Raw genomic sequence first — 22381 nt, 5'->3', positions numbered from 1 at the left:
GTATTTCATTTATTCTTCAGGCTTTGTATTTCGTGAAACATGTGCTATCTTTTTCCCATCAATTGTTCAAGATCGGTATTAACTTCGACAACAAGACACGATATATTGAGAAGTGGATTGTGGAATAAAACTCTTAAGGTTTCAAGAAGTTTTGATCGTTTTTATGAAAGAGCAAGGAGAGATTCTTCTTGATCGGTAGAGATATAAATTTAATTTTCTAACTTTGTATGCTAAAATAAAAACGAGAAGTGATGTTTAAAAGATATTGGAAAGACTTTGCCATTTTCTGGGGGCTATTTATTGTTTTTGTTGCGGGTGTGTTTTTCTTTTTCTACCTTGTTTCGGCGGGTAAATTAGGTTTTATGCCCACGTTCGAGGAGTTGGAGAACCCCAAGAATAAATTTGCCACGGAGATTTATTCCGAGGACGGGAAGATTTTAGGAAAGTATTTCGAGGGGAGTGAGAACCGTCGGTACATGGACTATAAGGATATTCCTCAGAGTGTTATCGATGCGTTGATTGCCACGGAGGATGTACGTTTCTATGATCATAGTGGTATTGACGTGCGAGGATTGTTCCGGGTGGCACAGGGTATGTTGACCGGGAATTCTTCTGCCGGAGGTGGTAGTACGATCACGCAACAATTGGCAAAGATGTTGTTCCCTCGGGAGGCAAATCAGAATTTCATGGAGTTAGCCGTGCGTAAATTTCGGGAGTGGGTGATTGCGGTGAAATTGGAGAAGAGCTACACGAAGGAAGAGATCATCACGATGTATCTCAATAAGTTTGACTTTTTGAACTTGGCCGTTGGTATTAACTCTGCCGCAAACATATATTTTTCGACAACACCCGATTCTTTGAAGGTGGAACAAGCCGCCATGTTGGTGGGAATGGCCAAAAATCCTTCGCTTTTTAATCCTGTACGCAGAGAAGAGAAGACGTTGGGACGCCGGAATGTGGTGTTGGGACAGATGTTGAAATATGACAAGATTTCACGTGCTGAATTTGATTCTTTGAAAGTTCTGCCTTTGGGATTGGATTTTCACAAGGAGGATCATAAAGAGGGTATTGCGACTTATTTTCGGGAATATTTACGGTTATACATGACAGCATCCAAACCGGATAAAAAGAATTATAGCAAGTGGAGTAAAGACCAGTATGCGGTAGATTCTTTGGCTTGGGAAACGAATCCGCTTTACGGGTGGTGCAACAAGAATTTGAAATCAGACGGTTCGCATTATAATATCTACACGGACGGGTTAAAGATTTATACAACATTGGATTCCCGGATGCAGAAATATGCGGAAGAGGCCGTGACGGAACATCTGGGAGGAACGTTGCAGCCGGCATTTATGGCTGAGAGAAGTAGAAAAGCTCATCCGCCTTTTTCGAATGATTTGACGGTTTCCGAGATCAATGATATTTTGAATACTTCTATCCGTCGTACCGAGCGTTATCGGTCAATGAATAAGGCTGGTAAGAGTTTTCAAGAGATAAAGAAATCCTTTGATAAAGCGATCCCGATGTCTGTTTTCACGTGGAAAGGTGTACGGGATACCGTGATGAGTCCGTTGGATTCATTGAAACATTACAAGTCATTCTTCCGGGCCGGATTCATGGCGATGGAACCTTCTTCGGGCCGAATCAAGGCGTACGTGGGAGGACCGGATTATCGTTATTTCCAGTATGATATGGTAAGTACCGGAAAAAGGCAGATCGGTTCAACGATCAAGCCGATTCTTTACACGTTGGCGATGCAAGAAGGGCTGGGACCTTGTGATCAGGTGCTGAACGTGCAACAGACGTTTGTCTTGCCGGACGGGACGACTTGGACACCTCGTAATTCCACGGATAAGCGGGAAGGTGAGATGGTGACTTTGAAATGGGGATTGGCAAATTCGGTGAATAATATTTCCGGTTGGGTATTGAAACAATTTACCCCGGAGGCCGTCGTGCAAATGGCTCACCGGATGGGAATCACGAGTTTTATAGACCCAGTTCCTGCGATTTTCTTGGGCTCTTCTGAGGTTTCCGTGAAAGAGATGGTCGGGGCATTCTCGATATACGCGAATAAAGGGGTATATAATGCACCGATGATGGTGACTAAAATTGAGGATAAGTATGGTAACGTGCTGGCGAATTTCTACCCGGAATCCAGAGAGGTGATTACTGAAAATACGGCATTCCTGATGGCGAATTTGTTACAGGGGGTTGTGGATGAAGGAACGGGGCGCCGTTTGCGTTTCCGGTATGGTTTTAAGAACCAGATCGGGGGAAAGACCGGAACGACACAGAATCACTCTGATGGTTGGTTTATCGGAATTACACCTGATCTTGCCGGAGGGGTTTGGGTAGGTGCGGAAGATCGTTCTATCCATTTCCAGAATCTGGCGAATGGACAGGGAGCTAGTATGGCACTTCCGATTTGGGCTTTGTTTATGCAGAAAGTATATGCGGATAAATCTCTTGCCGTGCCGCAAAGTGATTTCCAAAAACCGAATGGGGTGAACCATGTGCTTGATTGTGGGGATGCGGATAGAGAGGGAATGACGGATTATGATTCTTCAGATGAAATCTTTGATTAATTGAAAATTCATTTTGTTGATGATCTGATTTATAGAAAGTATTGTAAGAATAACGAGATTGAAAAAGTTTTATTTGAGAACTACCCCCACCGACTCCCCCTTACACAGGGGGAGAGTTGATTACCAAGTGGTTTTCCCTATTGGGAGAGGAGAGGTTATTATTTAGATGGTTTATTTCAATCTTCAATTTTCAATTGTATGGCTAAAACAAAAACCGTGTACGTTTGTCAGAATTGTGGAGCAAAGGAATCCAAATGGGTTGGGAAATGCTCTACTTGTGGGGAGTGGAATAGTTTTGTGGAAGAGGTGGAAGTTTCTACCAAAGGAAACCGGGTGGCTTCTATCGTGGGGGCAAGTTCTTCACGGCCTTTGAAGTTGTCGGAGGTGAAGGCGAATGCGGATGAACGTATGGATACCGGAGATGGAGAACTGAACCGGGTGTTGGGAGGTGGAATCGTACCGGGTTCTATGATTCTACTGGGGGGAGAGCCGGGTATCGGTAAATCGACGTTGGTACTGCAATTTGCCTTGCATAATCGTTGTGGGAAAGTGCTGTATGTTTCCGGGGAGGAGAGTGTGTCGCAGATCAAGATGCGGGCGCAACGATTGGGGGCGGAGAATGACGATTGCCTGTTCCTTTCGGGGAACTCGTTGGAGACGGTATTGGAACATTCCCGTGCGCTTGAACCGAAATTATTGATTATTGACTCTATACAAACGCTGGCAACAGAGAGTGTGGATGCCATTCCGGGGAGTTTATCGCAAATCCGGGAATGTACTAACGTGTTGCTGCGTTACTCGAAAGAAAATACGATTACGACTATTTTGATCGGGCATATCACGAAAGACGGTCAGTTGGCCGGTCCGAAGATTCTGGAACATATGGTGGATACCGTCCTGCAATTTGAGGGTGATCAGCAACATATGTATCGTATTTTGCGCTCTATGAAGAACCGTTTTGGTTCGACTTCCGAGATAGGTATCTACGAGATGTTGCAATCCGGTTTGCGACAGGTGGCTAATCCTTCCGAGTTGTTGCTATCCAATCATGACCAAGATTTGAGTGGAGTCGCCGTTTCAGCCACCATGGAAGGCGTTAGAACGATTTTGTTGGAAGTGCAGGCCTTGGTTAGCACGGCGGCTTACGGGACGCCCCAGCGGTCTGCAACGGGCTTTGATACGCGACGCTTGAATATGTTGCTTGCCGTGTTGGAAAAACGGGTGGGTTTCCGGTTGGCGGCGAAGGATGTGTTTTTGAATATTGCCGGAGGAATACGGGTGAGTGACCCGGCTTTGGATTTAGGGGTCGTGATGGCAGTTCTCTCTTCAAATATAGACGCCCCGATACCCACGAATACCGTGTTTGCCGGGGAAGTTGGCTTGTCGGGAGAGATTCGTGCCGTGAGTCGTATCGAACAACGAATACTGGAGGCTGAAAAACTCGGATTCCAACAAATATTTGTTCCGGCGGGAAATAAGAAAGCGTTGACAAAAGTTCCTGCACATATAAAAGTGAGATTTGTTTCTCGGGTGGGAGATATTTGTCGGGAGTTATTTAGCTAAATCGTTTATCCATATTGTATTTTGTGAACTGACTATTTTGTAACTTACAAAATAATCAGTTATATTTGTTCTAGAATAAAACGAATAAATATGGAAACGCCTTTTGTTTTTGGGAAAATAGCTACGGATCAAAATTTCACGGATCGACGAGTGGAAACAGAACGTTTATTGCAGAATTTCAGAAGTTTGACAAATACGATTATTATTTCTCCTCGTCGTTGGGGAAAATCATCGTTAGTAACGCATGTTGCCAAACAACTCCTAGCGTCTGAAGGAGATGTGAAATTATGCATGATTGACCTTTTTAACGTGAGGGAAGAAGAGGAGTTTTATACATTATTAGCGAAAGAGGTTTTAACATCTGTATCTTCCAAGTGGGAAGAAATAGCGATAAATGCCAAAAACTTCCTTGCCCGCTTGATCCCCCGGATTTCTTTTACGGCTGATGTGGAGAGTGAGCTGTCTTTTGGGATTGGTTTGGAGGAATTGAAACGTAATCCGGATGATATTCTGGATTTGGCAGAGGCTTTGGCTGTATCTAAAAATATTCGTTTAATTATTTGTATTGATGAATTTCAGAACGTGGCTAATTTCGGGGATTCTTTGGCGTTTCAAAAGAAGTTGAGGGCCCATTGGCAGCGACATACTCACGTTGCTTATTGTTTATTTGGCAGTAAGCGACACATGTTGATGGATGTTTTTGCGAATGTTTCAATGCCTTTTTATAAGTTTGGAGACTTAATGTTTCTTCAAAAAATAGAAACGGAAGAGTGGGTCCCGTTTATCCGACAAAAATTCCAAACGACTAATAAGGTTATCGAACGGGATGAAATTCAGTTATTGGTGGAATTGGTAGACAGGCACCCGTATTATGTACAGCAATTGGCTCAACAGGTGTGGCTTAGGACAGAGAAGTTAGTTGTGCCATCTGTTGTTAAGGAAGCGTATAATGGGTTGATTGACCAGTTGAGCTTACTTTTTCTGAATAGCATGGAAACGTTTAGTAATGCCCAGCTCGGTTTTTTGAAGGCATTAATAGCGGGAGAAAAGCAATTAAGTTCAAAACAAACATTGCAGGCTTACCGGATTGGTACCTCTGGAAATGTGGTTAGAATAAAGCAAGCTCTTATGGAACGGGAAGTGATTGATGTGAGAGGGAATGAAATCACATTTCAAGATCCCTTGTTCGAGGCTTGGTTGAAACGGGATTGGTTTAAATGAAAATTATGGAACTGACTGTTTTGTAAGTTACAAAATAATCAGTTCCATGATTTTGTTTCTTAGCTGGAATATTTTATATTTGTCAAGAATCCAATTAGGGAGTGAATGGGTATTTCAGAAGATAAATTTATTCAACAGATTAATGCCAAAGAAGTAGGAGCGTTTCGGGCTTTATTCGAACACTTCTACAATTATCTTGTGTTGTATGCCATGAAACGTGTCCGCCAGCGGGAAGTAGCCGAGGATGTGGTGCAGGAGGTATTCGTGGCGATCTGGGAAAGCCCGAAAGAATACAATTCTTTTCATGGATTCAAGGCATTTCTGTATGATGCGGTTCAGAATAGGTGTCTGGATTATTTAAAGCACAAAGCGGTTGAAAATCGGTATCTTGCTTATCAACTTGCCAATCATGATGATGAAGGTGAACGGGAGTATAATTTAATGCGGGAAGAAGTTTACCGGGAATTGTACTTGGCTGTTCGTGAATTGCCTGATCGTTGCCGGGAAGTATTTGAATTACATCTGAAGGGTAAAAAAAATGAGGAGATTGCCGAATTATTATCTCTTTCCGTGGAAACCGTTAAGACTCATAAAAAGAATGCCGTTCGTTTCTTGAAAGAACGCCTGGGTAATTTATTTGTCTTGTTGGTTATGTTTCGAATGTTTTGATTCTAGCCTACTTTTCGTTTAGTTTATAAAATTTTATTGAAAAAAGTCTTTTTCTACTTACCCCTTTTCGAGGTGCTTGTCGTATGTGGTGTAAAATTAGAGAATGGATATGGAAATCTTTAATGAGAAAATAGTTCGAATGATTCGACTTTATTTATCTGGTGCTATTTCTGAGGAGGAACGACAGGAGTTGAAATTCTGGGTAGAGGAGAGCGAGGGAAACCGTCGTTTTTTTGAAGAGATGAAGGAAGAAGGGCGGTTTGCGGAGGAGTTTCCTGAGTTTTGCCGGATTGATATGGAAAAGGGTTGGAGACGTTTTGAACGGCAAATACAGCGTGAGCGGTATTATTTATGGCGACGGGTATTGAAGTACGTGGCTGTGGCTGTGATCCCGGTCATGATAGGAGTTGCTATCTGGATACTGAACCGGGAGGAAGAAGTTGAAAACCGGGTAATAAGCGAGGTCATTGAACCCGGGCAGGTAAAGGCGACATTGGTACTTCCGGGAGGAACGACATTGGCACTGAAAGGAATGAAACAGGAGGAAATAGAGGTCGGAGAAGGGCTGAAAGCTAAACGAACGAGTGGGGGATTGGTGTATGATAGTGGTATTGACGGGAAAGAGGAAAAATTGCAATATAGTGTGTTGAAGATTCCCCGGGGGGGAGAGTTTCACCTGACTTTATCTGATGGGACTAGTGTCATGTTAAATTCTGCGACGAATTTGGAATATCCCGTGAGGTTTGGAAAGGAGGAACGTAAGGTTTATCTGGACGGGGAGGCTTATTTCGAGGTGAAAAAAGATAGTGCTCGACCTTTTTATGTGGAAATAGAAGGAATGCAGGTGAGAGTCTATGGAACGTCGTTTAACGTGAATACGCGTAAGGGAAACGATATACAGACCGTTTTGGTGGAAGGAGAGGTAAGTATTAAATTGCCACATTCAACGAAAGAATATATGTTGAGCCCGGGCAAACTGGCTCGTTTTGACCGGGGAAGTGGAAAAATCGAGATTAAGAGCGTGAATGTCCAGCAGTATGTGGCTTGGACAAAAGGGATTTTCACGTTTGAGGAGGAGAGTTTAGAACAGATTATGAACACACTTTCGTTGTGGTATGACGTGGACGTGTTCTACCAGACAGAGAGTGTTAAACACCTTCATTTTTCCGGTCATCTGGGGCGTTATAAGGAAATTCAGGATATTCTTGATGCGATCACGGAAGCCACGGGGGTAAAATTTACAATCAAGGAACGAATTATTATTGTTACTAAATAAAAAAACGGAAGGCGTTGGAAGCACCTTCCGCTAGTTTAATCTCCGATAGACCTTATCGTGTGAGTCTATTGGTAAATAATCTAACTATCAATTACAAAAGTATGGAAAAAAATCGAATTTGCCTTCGATCCCATTCGGGTTGTTGGCGTAAATTTTGGAAAATTATGAGAATGTGTCTCGTTTTACTGTCTTGTTTCACGTTTTCTCTTTCGGCAAGTACTTATGCCCAACAGGAACGAGTTAGTTTGAACATGAAGGAGGTTACGGTGAAAATGTTACTGGATGAGATTCAGCGGCAGACTGATTTGCATTTTATTTTTAATACCGAACAAACGAATAGTTTGGGGAAGGTGTCTATTGAAGTGAGGAATGAGAGCGTGGAGGCCGTACTGATACGTCTTTTTGAAGGGACGGATTTAACGTATAGTTTTCGAGGAAATATTATCGTGGTGAAACGTCGGGAGGATACCCGTGGACAACAGGAAATGTTGAAAATCACGGGAAAGGTTGTAGATGAAAAGAAACAAGTTTTGCCGGGAGTGACGGTAAAGTTGGAAGGAACGACTGTTGGGACTGCAACGAATACGAAAGGAGTATTCTCGTTAATGTTGCCAGTCCGGGAGGGTTTTCTGGAATTTTCTTTTGTAGGTTTTAAAAGTAAAAAAGTTCGGTTTACAGAAAAAAGTGATACTCTTCTGGTGGTGTTGGTGGAAGATTTGAAACAGATCGAGGAAGTAGTTGTTACCGGTTATCAAGTGATTAAAGAGAAAGCTATGGCAGGATCTTATTCGAAGGTGAAAGCAGAAGATTTGATCATGACAGGTAACGAGACCATTGAGTCCATGTTGCAGGGGAAAATCCCCGGCATGATGGTTACTCACACGAGTGGTTTGACGGGAACCCGGCAGAAGGTGAGAGTGAGAGGAACATCCACGTTGGTGGGTAATGCTGATCCGGTATGGGTAGTTGATGGTATTATTCAAGAAGATAATCTGCCGTTTGAGGCCGAGTCGTTGGCGGCAATCAGCGATGATAATCTTGATATGATGAAAGAGTTTATCGGGGGAGCAGTTTCGTGGCTAAATCCAAATGATATTGAGGATATAACCGTGTTGAAAGATGCTTCAGCCACGGCAATTTATGGTGTAAAAGCGGCGAATGGGGTGATTTTGATCACGACAAAAAAAGGAGAACGAGGACGTTTGTCGGTGAATTATTCCGGGAATTTTTCCATGAGTCAGAGATTGAATTATAACCGGATGGAAATTATGAATTCAAAAGACCGGGTCGCTCTTTCTCGCGAGGCTTTTGAACGAGGTGCGCAGGTTAGTGACGAAAGAATTGGCTATATTGGATTAGCTTTGGCTTATTCTCGCCGGGAAATTAGTTTAGATGAATTTCACAAAGGGGTGAAAAAGTTCGAAACTGCAAATACGGATTGGTTTGATATTTTGTATAGAACTCCATTTTCTCAATCTCATTCACTGAGTTTTTCCGGGGGAAATGAGGATGCTACTTACCGGGCTTCTTTTGGGTATCGTAATCAAAAGAATACTGCAAAGGGTAATGAGCAGGAGTCTTACACGGGTAATCTGAATATGACAACTATTTTCTGGAAACAATTGACGTTAACCGCTTCGTTATCCGGTAACCATACGGAGACAATAGCTTTTGCTTCTGGGGTTGATCCTTATAATTACGCGATAAACACGAGTCGGACGATTCCTTGTTATGATGAGGGACAGTTGTACTATTATGAAAATGGTATGGCTAAATACAATATATTGAATGAATTAGAAAATTCAGGGAACAAGAATTCTTCGAAAAGTATAAACTTAAATTTGAATGCTCGCTGGAGAGTGTACGAGGATCTGACAATTTCGGCAACACTGGGTGGGGCATCAAGTTCTTCTTTTGCTGAAACATGGTTCTCGGAGCGATCTCATAAAATTACCGCAATTCGAGGGTATGAATATGGTGAATTTACCGTGACGGATAACGAATATAAGAAGTCAAAATTGCCTTATGGTGGGATGTTGACGGTCTCGGAGAGTCGAAATTTTAATTACACGGCACGAATACAAGCGGAATTCGTGAAATTATGTAATGGAGTACATGCCGTGAATTTAGTGGCAGGTTTCGAGACCCGTAGTAATCAATACAAGGGTTTTTCACAAACAAACTGGGGATATATGCCAGACCGAGGAAAGAGCTTTACCAATGTACCGTTGAATTATGGGATCACCTTGGTAGAAAATACGGAATATGCCCGGACGATACCGTCGGTTACAGATCGCTTGTCCAATTATATTTCTTATTATATGTCAGGTGGGTATATGTATGATAATCGTTACTCGATTAATTTTTCCGTGCGGGGAGATGCCTCCAATCGTTTTGGTGGATCTACGAAATTCCAGCCGGTATGGTCGGGTGGGCTGCGTTGGAACGTGACGGATGAGCATTGGATGGAAGGCCAGAATTTGGTGAATAATTTGTCGTTCTCTGCTACCTTTGGTTATCAAGGAAACGTGGCCGAGAATGTTAGTCCGGATTTTATCGCTAAAATGGGATCGGTAGATTCCAAGACCGGGGAATGGAAAATGACATGGAGTCAGCTGCCTAATCCTGATCTCAAACCGGAAAAAACGTTATCCGTGAATCTGGGAGTTAATTTCGCTTTCTTAAAGAGCAAGTTAACAGGAACATTTAACTGGTATTATAAGAAAACGACAGACGTGATCACGACAGCGAAAATTCCGTATGAAAACGGGACCACGAGTATGGCCTTGAATGATGGAGACGTGAAGAATAAGGGATGGGATCTTGCTTTTAGTGTCGTTCCGGTTCGGACAAAGAATTTTATGTGGAGTTTGGGTACGAGTTTTTCGGGAAATGATAACACGGTGAATTCGAAGTTGGAGTCGACAAAAGACTGGAAAAAGGCGGCAGCTGGAACGTTGAACAAAAAAGGGTATCCTGTCGGAAGTTTTTGGGCATTCCGTTTCACGGGACTGAATCCGGAACATGGTGCTCCGATGTTTGATTTTTCAAGGGCAGATACGAGGCAGGCTGCGGAAGATGCGACTGAATACATGGCGTACATGGGAACGATTGAACCGACTTTCACGGTAGGAATCAACATGATATTTCGCTGGAAACGTTTCTCTTTCCCGTTGAATTTTTATGTGAGCCGGGGAAATTATACATTTTTGAATTCCCCTTATACTTCGGGTCACCGGATGATGAGTGAGTATCGGAATGCTTCAACTCAGTTGAATAAACGTTGGCGGAATCCTGGAGATGAGAAACATACAGATATTCCTTCTATCCCGACCGGGGATAATAGTCATCCTCTTCGTCCGTTTGGGAATGGTACAGGAGTTTATCCTTTGGATGCTTGGGCAAAATCGGATGTCCGTGTGGTGAATGCGTGGTATATTCGTTTCAATGATTTTAAGTTTTCTTATAGTTTGCCGGATGGGTGGATCAGAAGTTTTGCAAAAAACATGACCGTTTCTTTCACGGCGACCAATCCTTTACAAATTAAGAGTAAGGATTTCAAGGGCCGCGATCCGGAAGTTGCTTTGGGACAACAGCCTCGATCTCAAAATTTCTCGTTGGGAGTGAACTTGAGTTTCTAATTTTATAAAAGATATTACGATGAAAATAAGAAAAATATATTTGCTAATGTCTGTTCTATGGTTAACGGGATGTAGTGATTTTCTAGAAGAGTCCAGTCAGGATGAGGTCCGGCCCGCGATGATTTCGGATTTGGAACAAATTTTATTGGGAGATGGTTATCATGATAATCATAACTTTTTTTACATGACAGAGATTTTCACGGATAATGTGAAATCGGTAGAACCGTTAGTTTATGTGCAGGATGAATATGAACGGAATAAATGGAGGTATTTGTGGGATTCAAAGATGTTTGATGATGATGGTGGGGGATATTATAACGGATGTTGGGAGATCCCCTATAAGGGTATTTTGGGGTGTAATCTGGTTTTGGATTACTTGGATGATATGAAGGGGGAGGATCTCGTCCGGGAGAGTTTGCGGGGTGAAGCTTTGGTACTTCGTTCCTGGTACTATTTCCATTTGATAAACTTTTTTGGAGTTGCTTATAATCAAGGAAATCCGGAGACCGATTTGGGTGTCCCGTTGAAATTGGATGCCACGGTGACGGGACAATTTTTTACTCGAAACACGGTGAAAGAAGTTTATGCTCGGATTGAACAGGATCTTTTGCGAGGAAATAAGTTGCTGTCAACCAATAGGTATGATCGTAATTTTTTTAGAATAGATCATCTGGCTGCTAAAGCGATATTGTCCCGGGTGTATCTATACATGGAAGATTGGGATAAAGCCTTGGCTTACGCGGACTCCGTCTTGATGGTAAAGTCTAATTTACTGGATTTAAATGATGGTGGACGGGTATATAATACATCTTCTACTCCGGATGAAATTATTTGGGTTAGGGAATATAGCGAAGGGTACAGTATAAGTTTTCAACCTAGGTTGTCTCCCCCGTTTATTTTATCGGAGAATTTGATAGATATATATACGGATAATGTTGATTTCCGGAAAAGTCTCTTTTTATATTATAATTCTACGATTACAAGAGGGTATCCCGGTATAAGCAAGGGAAGTTCTGATTATGGGAAAATGCAGGGAATTCGTACGGCAGAATTGTATTTGAATCGGGCAGAAGCCTATGTTCGGAAATATCTGGCGGGAGGTCAGGACGAATTCAGATTGAAGGCTTTGGCTGATTTGAATAAGTTGAGAAAATATCGTCTTAATAAGAGTAAGTATGCAGAAGTGGACTTGACGGATGGTCAGGAATTGTTGGATTTCTGTTTGACAGAACGTCGCCGGGAACTATGTGGGGAAACGAGTCATCGTTGGTGTGACGTGCGCCGTTTGGGGGTAATGGTTACTCATCTCTTGTATGATAGTAGCATTGAGTATGAACAGAATATGGAATATTACGCTTTGCCAATACCGAAGGTGATCACGGAGCAGAATCCTTCTCTGGTACAAAATCAATAGATTAATTTTTAATTAGAATCGTATGAAAACAAAGAGTATATTGTGGATATTAATTGTCGGATTAGTCGGGTGGATCGGATGTAACGATGACGGTAAAGAGCTGACTCCTTCGGGCGTGGAAGAATACGAGCTAGTGATACCACAAGGTAATCATGAATATGATGCCCGTATTATGGATTGGTTTGATCGGACTGGCGTGTATGTTCTCTATAAGTTTAACCCGGTTGATGTTTATTTTAATTTAAGCAGTTGGCAAGGAATGTATCCGGATACGGTGAGGACTGTGAATTATTACGAGATGAAAGAGGGTGATTTTGTGAAAGACAGTGTCGTGCATCTTGCTGGAGTGGAATATAAATTGGGAGCGACAAAGAACTCAAGTTCTTCATGGCAGGAAGTCTCTTTAAATGAGAAAACATTATTGGTCGTGAACTATAAAACACAGTACGAGGGTAATTTTTCTGTGGAGAATGCAGATGAGGCATATATCAGTAAGCAGTTAGATTTGTTGGAACAGATTTTTTTAAATTTTTATTCAGACACGTTATTGGCTTCCGTGTTACCGTTGAAAATTATCTTAGGTCGGGAACTGAAGTCTGTTGCCGGAAATCAACAGACGTTGTTGAGTAAATCATACCTGCTTTCGTTTAATAACTTTATATTCAGTCATGGAGATGAAACTGTTGAGACTATGACGGATGCGAGTAAAAAAACAATAAAGAATGATTTGAATAAATGGTTCCTTCAGACGTATGACAAAATGAAGGATCGATTTTCTTATGACGATTTTTATGATGTTTCCGATTATTATTGGGCAGGAGGTTCGGCTTCTTCCCGGCCTGTTGATAGTATGAGTTATCGCCTTGGGTTTGTAAAGCGTCCGTACGCATCTGCTCAACTCTCTATGATAGAGGATGATGATTCCAAAAATTATTTCAACATGATTTTTGATTATTCTTATACAACCTTGACAGCGACCCCGCCGAATGGGAATTATAATGCGAATGATCTCACGGGAATACTTCACCCGCTAAAAGACCGGAATGGTTTGATTCGGAGAAAGTATAATATTCTGATTGATGCGTTTAAAGAACAGGGCATAGATATACAAACTATTGGAAATTATTTGGGTAAGTAAAAATTAGGAATTGAATCAAGGGTGATATACGCCGCTCTTATTCGGGTGCGGAATGAGGGTGGCGTTCCTTTTATTAGATATGAAATAGAATGTCATTTTTTGATGTTCAACTATAATGATGAATAAAAATCGTATGTATGGAAAATCCAATTGTAAAAGTAGAGCATTTGTATCACCGTTATGCCATAACTCGATGGGCAATCGAAGATATTAATTTCGAGATTAACGGTTCGGGGGTAATTGGTTTGCTGGGGTCAAACGGGGCCGGGAAGTCAACGACAATGAATATTATTTGTGGGGTATTGAAGCAGACTCAGGGTAAGGTGAGTATTAACGGGATTGATACATTGAAGGAACCCGTGGCGGCCCGAAAGTATATCGGTTTTTTGCCGCAGAAACCCCCGTTATATCCTGATTTGACCGTGGATGAGTATTTGCGTTTTTGTGCCGAGATTCATTGGATGGATCGGAAAATAATTAAAACGGCAATCGGGTTGGCAGAAGAACGTTGCGGAATCACGCACGTGAAAGAACGGTTGTTACGTAACCTGTCCGGGGGATACCAGCAGCGGGTGGGTATTGCCCAAGCTATTTTGCATGATCCTAAATTCGTGGTTCTTGACGAACCGACAAACGGGTTGGACCCGAACCAGATTCTGGAAGTGCGTCAATTAATTCGGGATATAGCGGAGGATCGTACAGTGATGCTTTCAACGCATATTTTGTCAGAAGTTCAGGCAACCTGTTCAACGATCAAAATGATTGAACACGGGAGGGTGGTGTTTTCTGGTAGTGTGGAAGAGTTTGATAATTATATCGAGCCGAACACGCTTTACGCGGAGTTTGATATACCCCCGTTGCCAGATGAATTGATGGCACTTCCCGGTATCAAACGAGTGGAGTGTGTGGGAGGTCACGGTGCCCGCTTGATGTATGACGGGGATCGGGACACGATAAAGCAAGTGATCCGTGAAAGTGTTACCCGGGGATGGGAAATGACAGAAATCCGAACAGAAAAGAGTTCCATGGAAGCCGTGTTTGCTAAATTATCAGGAAAATAATCATATTAAAAGAAAACTATATTATGAGAGCAATATACAGGATAGCCCGTTTGGAGCTATCAAATCTTTTTTATTCGCCCGTAGCGTGGCTTTTGCTTGTTCTTTTCGTGTTCATGACGGGGATGACGTTCGGTGAGATGATGGAAAGTTTATCCCGAAGACAGGAGTTGGGTAGAAGTCTGTATGCTATTTCCAAAGATATTTTCTATAATTCCAGGGGACTTTGGGGAAGCGTGAGCCAGTGGTTTTATTTGATTATGCCTTTGTTGACAATGGGGCTAATCAGCCAGGAGTTTAGTCGAGGTTCTATAAAATTATTATTCTCGGCCCCGATCACGGGACGGCATATCGTGCTGGGAAAATACTTGGGAATAATGTTGTACGGGTTGATCATGATGGCTATATTATTGGTTTTTGTCGTGATTGCCGGGAGTGTCGTGGAATCGTTTGGATGGGCAACTGTGTTCACAGGTTTATTAGGTTTGTATCTTTTGTTCGGGCTTTACGCGGCGATTGGTCTTTTCATGTCAACGTTGACCAATTATCCAATCGTGGCGGCAATCGGGATGTTGTCTTTACTGACCTTGTTGGGCTTGGTTTCCGGGATTTGGCAGGAATACTCGTTTGTACGTGAAATCACCTACTGGTTGTCTTTGGGAGGAAGGGCAAATACGTTTATCAGAGGGTTAATTTGCAGTGAGGACATCGTCTATTTTGTTATCATGAGTGGGATGTTCCTTAGTTTTGCCGTGTTAAAATTAGAACTGTTACGTGAAAGTTGTTCCCTTGCGGGGAGAATTTCCCGTTACCTGGGGATATTCATTATAACGATGTTGGTGGGATATTTGACATCTCGTCCTATGTTAAAGTGTTATTATGACACGACTTATACAAAGGAAAATTCGTTAACGAAAGCGAGTCAGGATATAGTGGCAAAACTCGATGGAAAAGTGAAATTGACAACTTACGTGAATTTGTTCGGGGAGCTTTACGGTATAACGGCGAAAAATATAAAAAGGGATATTGATCGCTACGAACGCTACATCCGGTATAAACCTGATATGGAATTGAATTACGTTTTTTATTATCATGTGGATACAACAAGCGAAAACTTTAAAAAGCGCTATCCCGGTAAAACGTTATTGGGGGCGGTAAAAGATGCGGTAAAGTTACAAGATACCCGTTCGGGACGTTACCTGACTCCAGAGGAAATAGCGAAGGTGGAAACTGAAAAAGGTATCAACTTGAGTGACGAGAGGTATGATTTTGTGACTTTGATTGAGCGAGAGAATGGACAGCGAACGTTTCTGCGTGTTTATCGTGATTTCATGAATCCTTTACCGGGAGAGACTGAAATTTCTGCTGCATTGAAACGGGTTGCTATGAGATTACCCCGGGTTGGAATCCTGTCAGATCGGGGAGCACGTTCTAGCGTGGGAGATCGTAATCGGGATTATTCTTATTCGGTGTCGGAAAAAACTTATCGTCGGGCAATGATTAATCAGGGTTTTGACGTGTTGGATGTCAGTTTAAGACGGGGATGCCGGGATTTGGATAGTTTGGATATTCTGATCGTGTCCGAACCATTGGAACCGTTTACGAGTGATGAACTGGATATTCTATACAGTTACGTGGAAAATGGTAAAAATTTACTCGTGGCGGGTAAACCGAAAACATATTCTTATCTGACGCCCTTGGTGGAACAATTAGGGTTGCAATTTGAACCCGGAATTTTGGTGCAAAAGGCTGTGACTGACTATCCCGCACATTTACTTCTTTGCACGGTTACCGATAGTGCCCGGGGGATATCTAGCCATTGGGATAATTTGTATTACGTGACACATCGGAGAAGTTCGACTCCCTCGTTAGTCATGCCGGGTGCTTTGGCTATCCAGCAAAAAACGGATAAAGGTTTTCGAATCATTCCGTTGCTGGAATCCAGAGATTCTATGGCTTGGAACGAGTTAGAGACTATTGACTTCGTGAACGATACGGCTCGTTTGAATCCCAAGGTTGGTGAACGGGCTGGAGTGAAGAGTACGATGGTGGGTTTGGAGAGAGAACAGGCGGGGCGTTTACAACGGATCATCGTGTTGGGCGATGCCGATTGTTTTAGTATGGGTGAATTATCCGTTTCCCGCAGGGGGATAATCTCTGCTAATGGTGCTTTACTGATGGCGATGTTTAACTGGTTCTCTTATGAGGAATTACCCGTGAATACTTCACGTTCGTCATATGTTGATAATAAACTGAATATTGGCATGGAAACCGGAGCTTCACTTAAAGTAATATTACAGTGGATTCTTCCGGCATTACTTCTTTTGATGGGGATGTTCGTGCTGATTCGGAGGAAGGGGAAGTAAATTAAAATATGAGTGTGAGAGAACATTTCTATGTTTATAGAGAAAGTGTTAGCTTGTTCGTGTAGATTTTAGATCAGGATTGAATAATGGATGTAGGTTGGGATTTTTAGTCTCAACCTCTCTTTATGAATAAACTTGTTAAGAGAGTGAGTATCTTTTTGGACCGTGAGTTTCTTGAGTCTGATTTTTTCCTTATACTTGCATGATAAAACTTGATAAGTGAATTGGAATACCCAAATATTAATTGATTTTCAGCAAGGAAAGTTAGATTTGTTGTATCGGAATGTTTATCCGGGATTAATCTTGTATGCCATCAAGTATTTGGGGGAAGAGAGCGAGTTTTTGGCTGAGGATTGCGTACAGAATGCTATTTTCAGTGCTTGGGAAAGAAGAAATAAATTCGATTCCGTGTACACGTTTAAGGCTTTTCTTTATATGGCGATCAAAAATGACATCATTAGTATTCACCGAAAAAATTCAGCCCGGGAGCGGTATGTCCGGGAGTTGGAGGATGTATCTTGTTTTGCCAATTCAGTGATTGATCAAGAGGCTCAGACATTGTTGTATAGCGCCATCGAAGAGTTACCTGAGAAGGCAAAAATCGTTTTTGAAATGAGTTTTATGGAGGGATTAAAGAACGTGGAGATTGCAGAAAAATTAGGTTTATCCGATAGCTCCGTGAAAAAATACAAGGCGACGGCCTTGGATTTCTTGCGTAAAAAACTAGAACCCTCTTTGTTTCTATTCTTATTTTCAGGCTTATAGAAATTATTTTGAAAAAACTTCAATTTTCTATTGCCCCTTTTGAGGGGTATTGCGTTATAGGGGGGATAAAAAAATAACCGTATTATGACGTGTGGGAATGAAAAATGGTTTCGAATAGCCGGATTACTTGCCCGACAGCGGGTTGGACAGCTTTCTGAAGAAGAACTTCGGGAGTTGGAAGAATGGAGAGAAGTTTCTCCGGAAAATAAGCTGTTGTATGATCGTTGGCAAGATGGAGAATTCCTAGAGGTCGGTTTTAAGAACTACCAAAGAATTGGTCGTCGGAAAGCATTGCTGGATATGGAAAAGCGAGTGCAGCTCCAACGTAAGAAAGAGGTAAGATTACGGGTTTTACGTTGGGGAACCGTGGCGGCAGTATTTGTCGTGGCCGTGTTCGGTAGCTTATATTTGTTCGAGAGGGAAACAGAAGAACCTGTAAAGGAACAGGTTTCGATCGCTTTGATGAAATCGCAGCGTCCTGTGTTAAGGTTAGATGACGGGACTACGATGTTGTTGGATAGTTTGAAAGGGGATTTTGAAGAGGCTGGAATTTTAGTAAAGAAGACCGGAGAATCAACATTGTCTTACTCGGCAGAGAATTTGCCACAGCAAGTGCAATTGGCCTATAATACTATTGAAGTTCCAAAGGGGTCTGAGTTTGACTTGATTTTGTCAGATGGAACCCGGGTTTGGTTGAATGCCGATTCTAAATTGAAGTATCCGGTTACTTTTGGAAATGATAAACGAGAGGTGGAATTAGAGGGAGAGGGGTATTTTAAAGTGACGAAGGATGAGAGAAAGCCTTTCCGTGTTGTCGTGAAAAAACAGACTGTGGAAGTGTTAGGAACTGAGTTTAACGTGGATGCCTATCCGGAAGAGAAGAATACGTATACCACTTTGGTCAGTGGGAAAGTGAAGGTGGATGCCGATGGACAGACCGTGATTCTTGATCCGGGGATGCAATCCGTGGTGAATGATGAAAAGATGTACACCCGGAAAGTGAATGTGGCGGAGGTGATAAGCTGGCGAAACGGGATGTTCGTGTTGGAGAATCATACCTTGGAAGAGATTATGTCAAAACTGGCTCGTTGGTATGATTTTACGGTTTTCTATCAGAATACGTCTTTAAAGGAGGCTACGTTTAAGGGTAAAATTCCTCGTTATGCCTCTTTCGAGTCGGTTTTGAATATATTGGAGAAAACGGGAGAAGTGAAGTTTAACGTGAAAAATCAAACTGTAACTGTTTATCAATAAATAAAAAAGGGGAATTTGGTCGATTCCCCCTTTGCCAAACATCTGTTGGTCGCAGATGAATGTTTAATGTAATACTTTACAAATGTATGAAAAAAAAGGGTATGACGTGTAGTCTTCTTGGTAGAAGATTGCGAAAAATTCTGTTAATTATGACATTGAAAGTTTTTATTTTGCTTGTTGCATTTAGTTCTGTAAGTGCCATGAGTTACTCGCAAGAACAGAAAATGGATGTGGTCTTCCATGACGAGATGCTTGAGAACGTGTTGGAATATTTGAAAGCGAACACGGATTATGAGTTTGTGTATCGTAGAGAAAGTTTGGGTGATTTTAGAGTGAAAAACGTAGAATTGAAAGATGTAACATTAAAACAGATTTTAGATCAGGTATTATGTCAGAATGGGTTTGATTACGAGATTGTGGATAAGATCGTCATTATTCGTAAACTTGTTATACCCCAACAGAAAAAAGAAATTAAAATTACCGGTCAGGTTACTGATGAGAAAAAACAGCCTATGCCGGGAGTTACGGTTGTTGTAAAAGGTTTAACAATAGGTACTGCTACGGATGCCGATGGAAAATATGTATTGAAACTTCCAGAAATGAAAGATTTAGCCATATTATTTTCTTTCATCGGAATGGAAACAATGGAAGTAAAATATACAGGTCAAGATACGATAAACGTGATACTCAAAGAAAATATAAAGATGGTGGATGAAGTGGTTATCACGGGTATTTATACTCGTAAGAAAGAGAGTTTTACAGGATCTTCAACGACATTTAATTCAAAAGATCTGAAAATGGTGGGTAATCAAAGCGTGTTACAAAGTTTAAAAACCTTGGATCCGGCTTTTGCTATCATGGAAAACAATGAATTCGGGTCCGATCCGAATCATTTGCCTGATATTGAAATTCGTGGGAAGAGTAGTATCGTGGGATTGACGGATGAGTACGAGACAGACCCGAATCAGCCATTGTTTATTTTGGATGGTTTTGAAACAACATTACAGACAATTAGTGATTTGAGTATGGATCGGGTACAGAGTATCACTATATTAAAAGACGCAGCGGCTACGGCTATCTATGGTTCTAAGGCTGCTAACGGAGTGGTTGTTGTGGAGACGAAATTACCACAAGCAGGTTCTTTAAGATTGACATATAACGGGAATATGCAGTTTTCTTTTGCTGATTTGTCCGATTATAATTTGATGAATTCTTACGAGAAATTGACGTTTGAACGTTTGGCTGGATGTTATCGTTTGATTGATGATAACGGTAATATTTTAGACGAGAGTCAAGATCAGATTTATAATGACTTGATGAAAGAAGTAGCTAGAGGGGTTGATACTTATTGGATGAACGAGCCATTGCGTTTTGCGATAACTCATAGACATACTCTTGCTATTGAAGGGGGGGATGATGTTTTTCGCTATGGTGTTGGGGTTAGTTACGGAATGACGGAAGGAGTGATGAAAGGTTCCGATCGAGAGGTGATGAACGGGAATATTCGTTTGATTTACAGGAAAGGAAGATTGTCATTCACGAATAATCTGAATATTGATTACTCAAAGGCTGATCGGGAACCAGTGGCGTTTTCTGAATTTGCTAAAGCGAATCCTTATTTCCGCAAATATGATGAAAACGGGGAGTTGAAAAAGGTGTTATTCTCTAATTTTGCAGCTACTTATTACAGTCCGTTGTTTGATATGAAACAGACCAATTTTGACGGAACGGAAACAACGGGTTTCACAAATAATTTTGAAGCGGATTGGAGAGTGATAGATGAGTTGAGGATTCGGGGACGATTCGGATTAACGAAGTCAAATGAACAAGTAAAAAAATTCAGATCCCCGTTTAACACTGAGTTTGCTTCTAAAAGTGATAATGCAGACCGGGGAAGTTACGAAGAGACAAATACTCAAATCTTGAATTATGATGGGGATTTAAGCGTGACTTACGGGAAGTTGTTTAACGAGAAACACATGATAAATGTTGTTGGTGGTATGCGGTTGAGCCAGAACAGTTCGAATAAAAGCGGGTATAAAGTACAAGGTTTTATAGATGATGAGTTTTCTAACCCTGCGTTCGCTCTCGGCTATCAAGAGGATGGAAAAGCAACTTATACAGATTCTAAGAATCGAGCATTGAGTTATTATTTGAATTTTGGTTATTCTTATGATGATCGTTATTTGCTGGATTTGAATTACCGAGCAGATGGTTCTTCCGTGTTCGGGTCAGATAAACAATTCACGAATACTTGGTCTGTAGGGTTAGGGTGGAATATTCATAAAGAAGCTTTCTTTAAAAATGTATCGGGTATTAGTTTATTAAAGCTACGAGCTTCTATTGGTAATCCTGGAAATCAGAATTTTAATGATTATATTTCTACCCGAGTGTATAGTTATAATACAGATAATATGAATGTTTTTGGTTCTAGTGCAATCGTTTCCAATTTAGGAAATCGAGGCTTGGAATGGCAAAAGACATTGGATCGCAATATTGGTTTTGATGTTGTTATTATTGACAACCGTTTGAGGGTGAACTTTGATTATTTTAACAAGAAGACTGATCCGTTGTTGGTACATATCGGAACCCCTTCTTCAACAGGTTCAACAACTATTCCTCGTAATGTGGGTAAACAAATTACGCAGGGTATAAACGTGACGTTGAATTATTCTATCGTGCGTAGGGATGATATGTTCTGGTCTGTGAATGCAAATATGCGTCACCAGACTTCGGAATACCGGAATGTCAGCGATGTTTTAACTAAATATAATTTGGATAATCGTAATCGTAATTTGACACGTTATTATGATGGGGGGAGTCCTTCCGATTTGTGGGCCGTGAGATCTTGTGGTATTGATCCTGCAACTGGACGAGAAATTTTCTTGACAAAGGAGGGGAAGCAAACTTTCGTGCATGATTATGACGATGAGGTTGTTGTTGGAAATAGTGATCCGGATGTGGAGGGAGTGATTGGTACATCTTTTTATTATAAAGGATTCTCTGCTTCCATTAATTTACGTTATCGTTTAGGAGGACAGATTTTTATGCAAACGCTTTATGATAAAGTGGAGAACCTTTCCAGTGCCAAGAAGTGGGAAAATTTGGATAAACGAGCTTTGTATGACCGTTGGAAACAACCTGGGGATAAGGCAAAATTTAAGTCAATTGCCGATAGTGAAATAACACCGATCTCTTCTCGTTTCGTGGAAGACAATAACGTGTTATCCGGGGAATCCATTTCATTGGGGTATGAGAGTACGGGAAAATGGTTAAGTCGTATTGGAGCTTCTTCCATGTCATTGAGGGCTTATATGAATGATATTTTTAGAGTTTCCACGGTAAAGAATGAACGCGGATTGAGTTATCCTTTTGCCCGTTCCATATCCTTTTCGTTAGGAGTGACTTTTTAGATATAAATAATTAATAAA

13 protein-coding genes are annotated in these 22381 nt (G+C 41.5%); all 13 read left to right on the top strand.

All coding sequences use genetic code 11. The features are described from left to right. The first annotated feature begins 251 nt into the window (after window positions 1-251). The 13 genes from AB5542_RS00120 to AB5542_RS00060 all read left to right on the top strand — a co-directional run bounded on the left by AB5542_RS00120 (window position 252) and on the right by AB5542_RS00060 (window position 22363). Complete coding sequence (locus tag AB5542_RS00120) at window positions 252-2585, top strand: transglycosylase domain-containing protein (protein WP_087419279.1); 2334 nt, start codon at window positions 252-254, stop codon at window positions 2583-2585. Between the two features lie 198 nt (window positions 2586-2783). After that, entirely contained in the window at window positions 2784-4148 is a 1365-nt protein-coding gene (radA, locus tag AB5542_RS00115; RefSeq protein ID WP_087419280.1) for a DNA repair protein RadA, read from the top strand. A 90-nt stretch (window positions 4149-4238) separates the two neighbouring features. Continuing rightward, window positions 4239-5369, top strand: coding sequence for an AAA family ATPase (locus AB5542_RS00110; protein ID WP_279039758.1), 1131 nt, complete (start codon window positions 4239-4241; stop codon window positions 5367-5369). A 105-nt stretch (window positions 5370-5474) separates the two neighbouring features. Beyond that, the gene (locus AB5542_RS00105; protein ID WP_279039756.1) at window positions 5475-6038 is read left to right on the top strand and encodes an RNA polymerase sigma-70 factor; all 564 of its coding nucleotides are present in this window, start codon (window positions 5475-5477) and stop codon (window positions 6036-6038) included. Window positions 6039-6147: 109 nt separating this feature from the next. After that, the gene (locus AB5542_RS00100) at window positions 6148-7314 is read left to right on the top strand and encodes a FecR family protein (protein ID WP_279039755.1); all 1167 of its coding nucleotides are present in this window, start codon (window positions 6148-6150) and stop codon (window positions 7312-7314) included. A 164-nt stretch (window positions 7315-7478) separates the two neighbouring features. Then, complete coding sequence (locus AB5542_RS00095; RefSeq protein WP_279039753.1) at window positions 7479-10955, top strand: SusC/RagA family TonB-linked outer membrane protein; 3477 nt, start codon at window positions 7479-7481, stop codon at window positions 10953-10955. 19 nt (window positions 10956-10974) lie between these two features. After that, on the top strand, window positions 10975-12369 hold the full coding sequence (locus AB5542_RS00090; RefSeq protein WP_279039751.1) for a RagB/SusD family nutrient uptake outer membrane protein: 1395 nt from the start codon (window positions 10975-10977) through the stop codon (window positions 12367-12369). A 22-nt stretch (window positions 12370-12391) separates the two neighbouring features. Next, window positions 12392-13507, top strand: a complete 1116-nt coding sequence (locus AB5542_RS00085) for a hypothetical protein (RefSeq protein ID WP_279039750.1) — start codon at window positions 12392-12394, stop codon at window positions 13505-13507. A 137-nt stretch (window positions 13508-13644) separates the two neighbouring features. Then, window positions 13645-14568 carry an ABC transporter ATP-binding protein gene (locus tag AB5542_RS00080; RefSeq protein ID WP_279039749.1) on the top strand — a complete coding sequence of 308 codons (924 nt, stop codon included), beginning with the start codon at window positions 13645-13647 and terminating at the stop codon, window positions 14566-14568. 23 nt (window positions 14569-14591) lie between these two features. Continuing rightward, window positions 14592-16931, top strand: a complete 2340-nt coding sequence (locus AB5542_RS00075; protein ID WP_279039748.1) for a Gldg family protein — start codon at window positions 14592-14594, stop codon at window positions 16929-16931. Window positions 16932-17150: 219 nt separating this feature from the next. Then, window positions 17151-17696, top strand: a complete 546-nt coding sequence (locus tag AB5542_RS00070; RefSeq protein WP_270542975.1) for a sigma-70 family RNA polymerase sigma factor — start codon at window positions 17151-17153, stop codon at window positions 17694-17696. 84 nt (window positions 17697-17780) lie between these two features. Then, on the top strand, window positions 17781-18950 hold the full coding sequence (locus tag AB5542_RS00065; protein ID WP_270542976.1) for a FecR family protein: 1170 nt from the start codon (window positions 17781-17783) through the stop codon (window positions 18948-18950). 149 nt (window positions 18951-19099) lie between these two features. Beyond that, on the top strand, window positions 19100-22363 hold the full coding sequence (locus tag AB5542_RS00060; protein WP_270542977.1) for a SusC/RagA family TonB-linked outer membrane protein: 3264 nt from the start codon (window positions 19100-19102) through the stop codon (window positions 22361-22363). Window positions 22364-22381: the final 18 nt, after the last annotated feature.

Source organism: Butyricimonas sp. RTP31003st1_G1_RTP31003_210430 (assembly GCF_040920905.1).
Lineage (GTDB): Bacteria > Bacteroidota > Bacteroidia > Bacteroidales > Marinifilaceae > Butyricimonas > Butyricimonas paravirosa.
Note: the sequence above shows the minus strand (reverse complement) of the source record. Positions and strands in the feature narration are given on the sequence as shown.

Excerpts from the sequence above, each read along its gene's own strand:
- AB5542_RS00120 (WP_087419279.1), top strand. The coding sequence starts at position 252 with ATGTTTAAAAGATATTGGAAAGACTTTGCCATTTTCTGGGGGCTATTT.
- AB5542_RS00100 (WP_279039755.1), top strand. The coding sequence starts at position 6,148 with ATGGAAATCTTTAATGAGAAAATAGTTCGAATGATTCGACTTTATTTA.
- AB5542_RS00110 (WP_279039758.1), top strand. The coding sequence starts at position 4,239 with ATGGAAACGCCTTTTGTTTTTGGGAAAATAGCTACGGATCAAAATTTC.
- AB5542_RS00060 (WP_270542977.1), top strand. The coding sequence starts at position 19,100 with ATGACATTGAAAGTTTTTATTTTGCTTGTTGCATTTAGTTCTGTAAGT.
- radA (WP_087419280.1), top strand. The coding sequence starts at position 2,784 with ATGGCTAAAACAAAAACCGTGTACGTTTGTCAGAATTGTGGAGCAAAG.
- AB5542_RS00075 (WP_279039748.1), top strand. The coding sequence starts at position 14,592 with ATGAGAGCAATATACAGGATAGCCCGTTTGGAGCTATCAAATCTTTTT.
- AB5542_RS00085 (WP_279039750.1), top strand. The coding sequence starts at position 12,392 with ATGAAAACAAAGAGTATATTGTGGATATTAATTGTCGGATTAGTCGGG.
- AB5542_RS00105 (WP_279039756.1), top strand. The coding sequence starts at position 5,475 with ATGGGTATTTCAGAAGATAAATTTATTCAACAGATTAATGCCAAAGAA.
- AB5542_RS00065 (WP_270542976.1), top strand. The coding sequence starts at position 17,781 with ATGACGTGTGGGAATGAAAAATGGTTTCGAATAGCCGGATTACTTGCC.
- AB5542_RS00080 (WP_279039749.1), top strand. The coding sequence starts at position 13,645 with ATGGAAAATCCAATTGTAAAAGTAGAGCATTTGTATCACCGTTATGCC.
- AB5542_RS00095 (WP_279039753.1), top strand. The coding sequence starts at position 7,479 with ATGAGAATGTGTCTCGTTTTACTGTCTTGTTTCACGTTTTCTCTTTCG.
- AB5542_RS00090 (WP_279039751.1), top strand. The coding sequence starts at position 10,975 with ATGAAAATAAGAAAAATATATTTGCTAATGTCTGTTCTATGGTTAACG.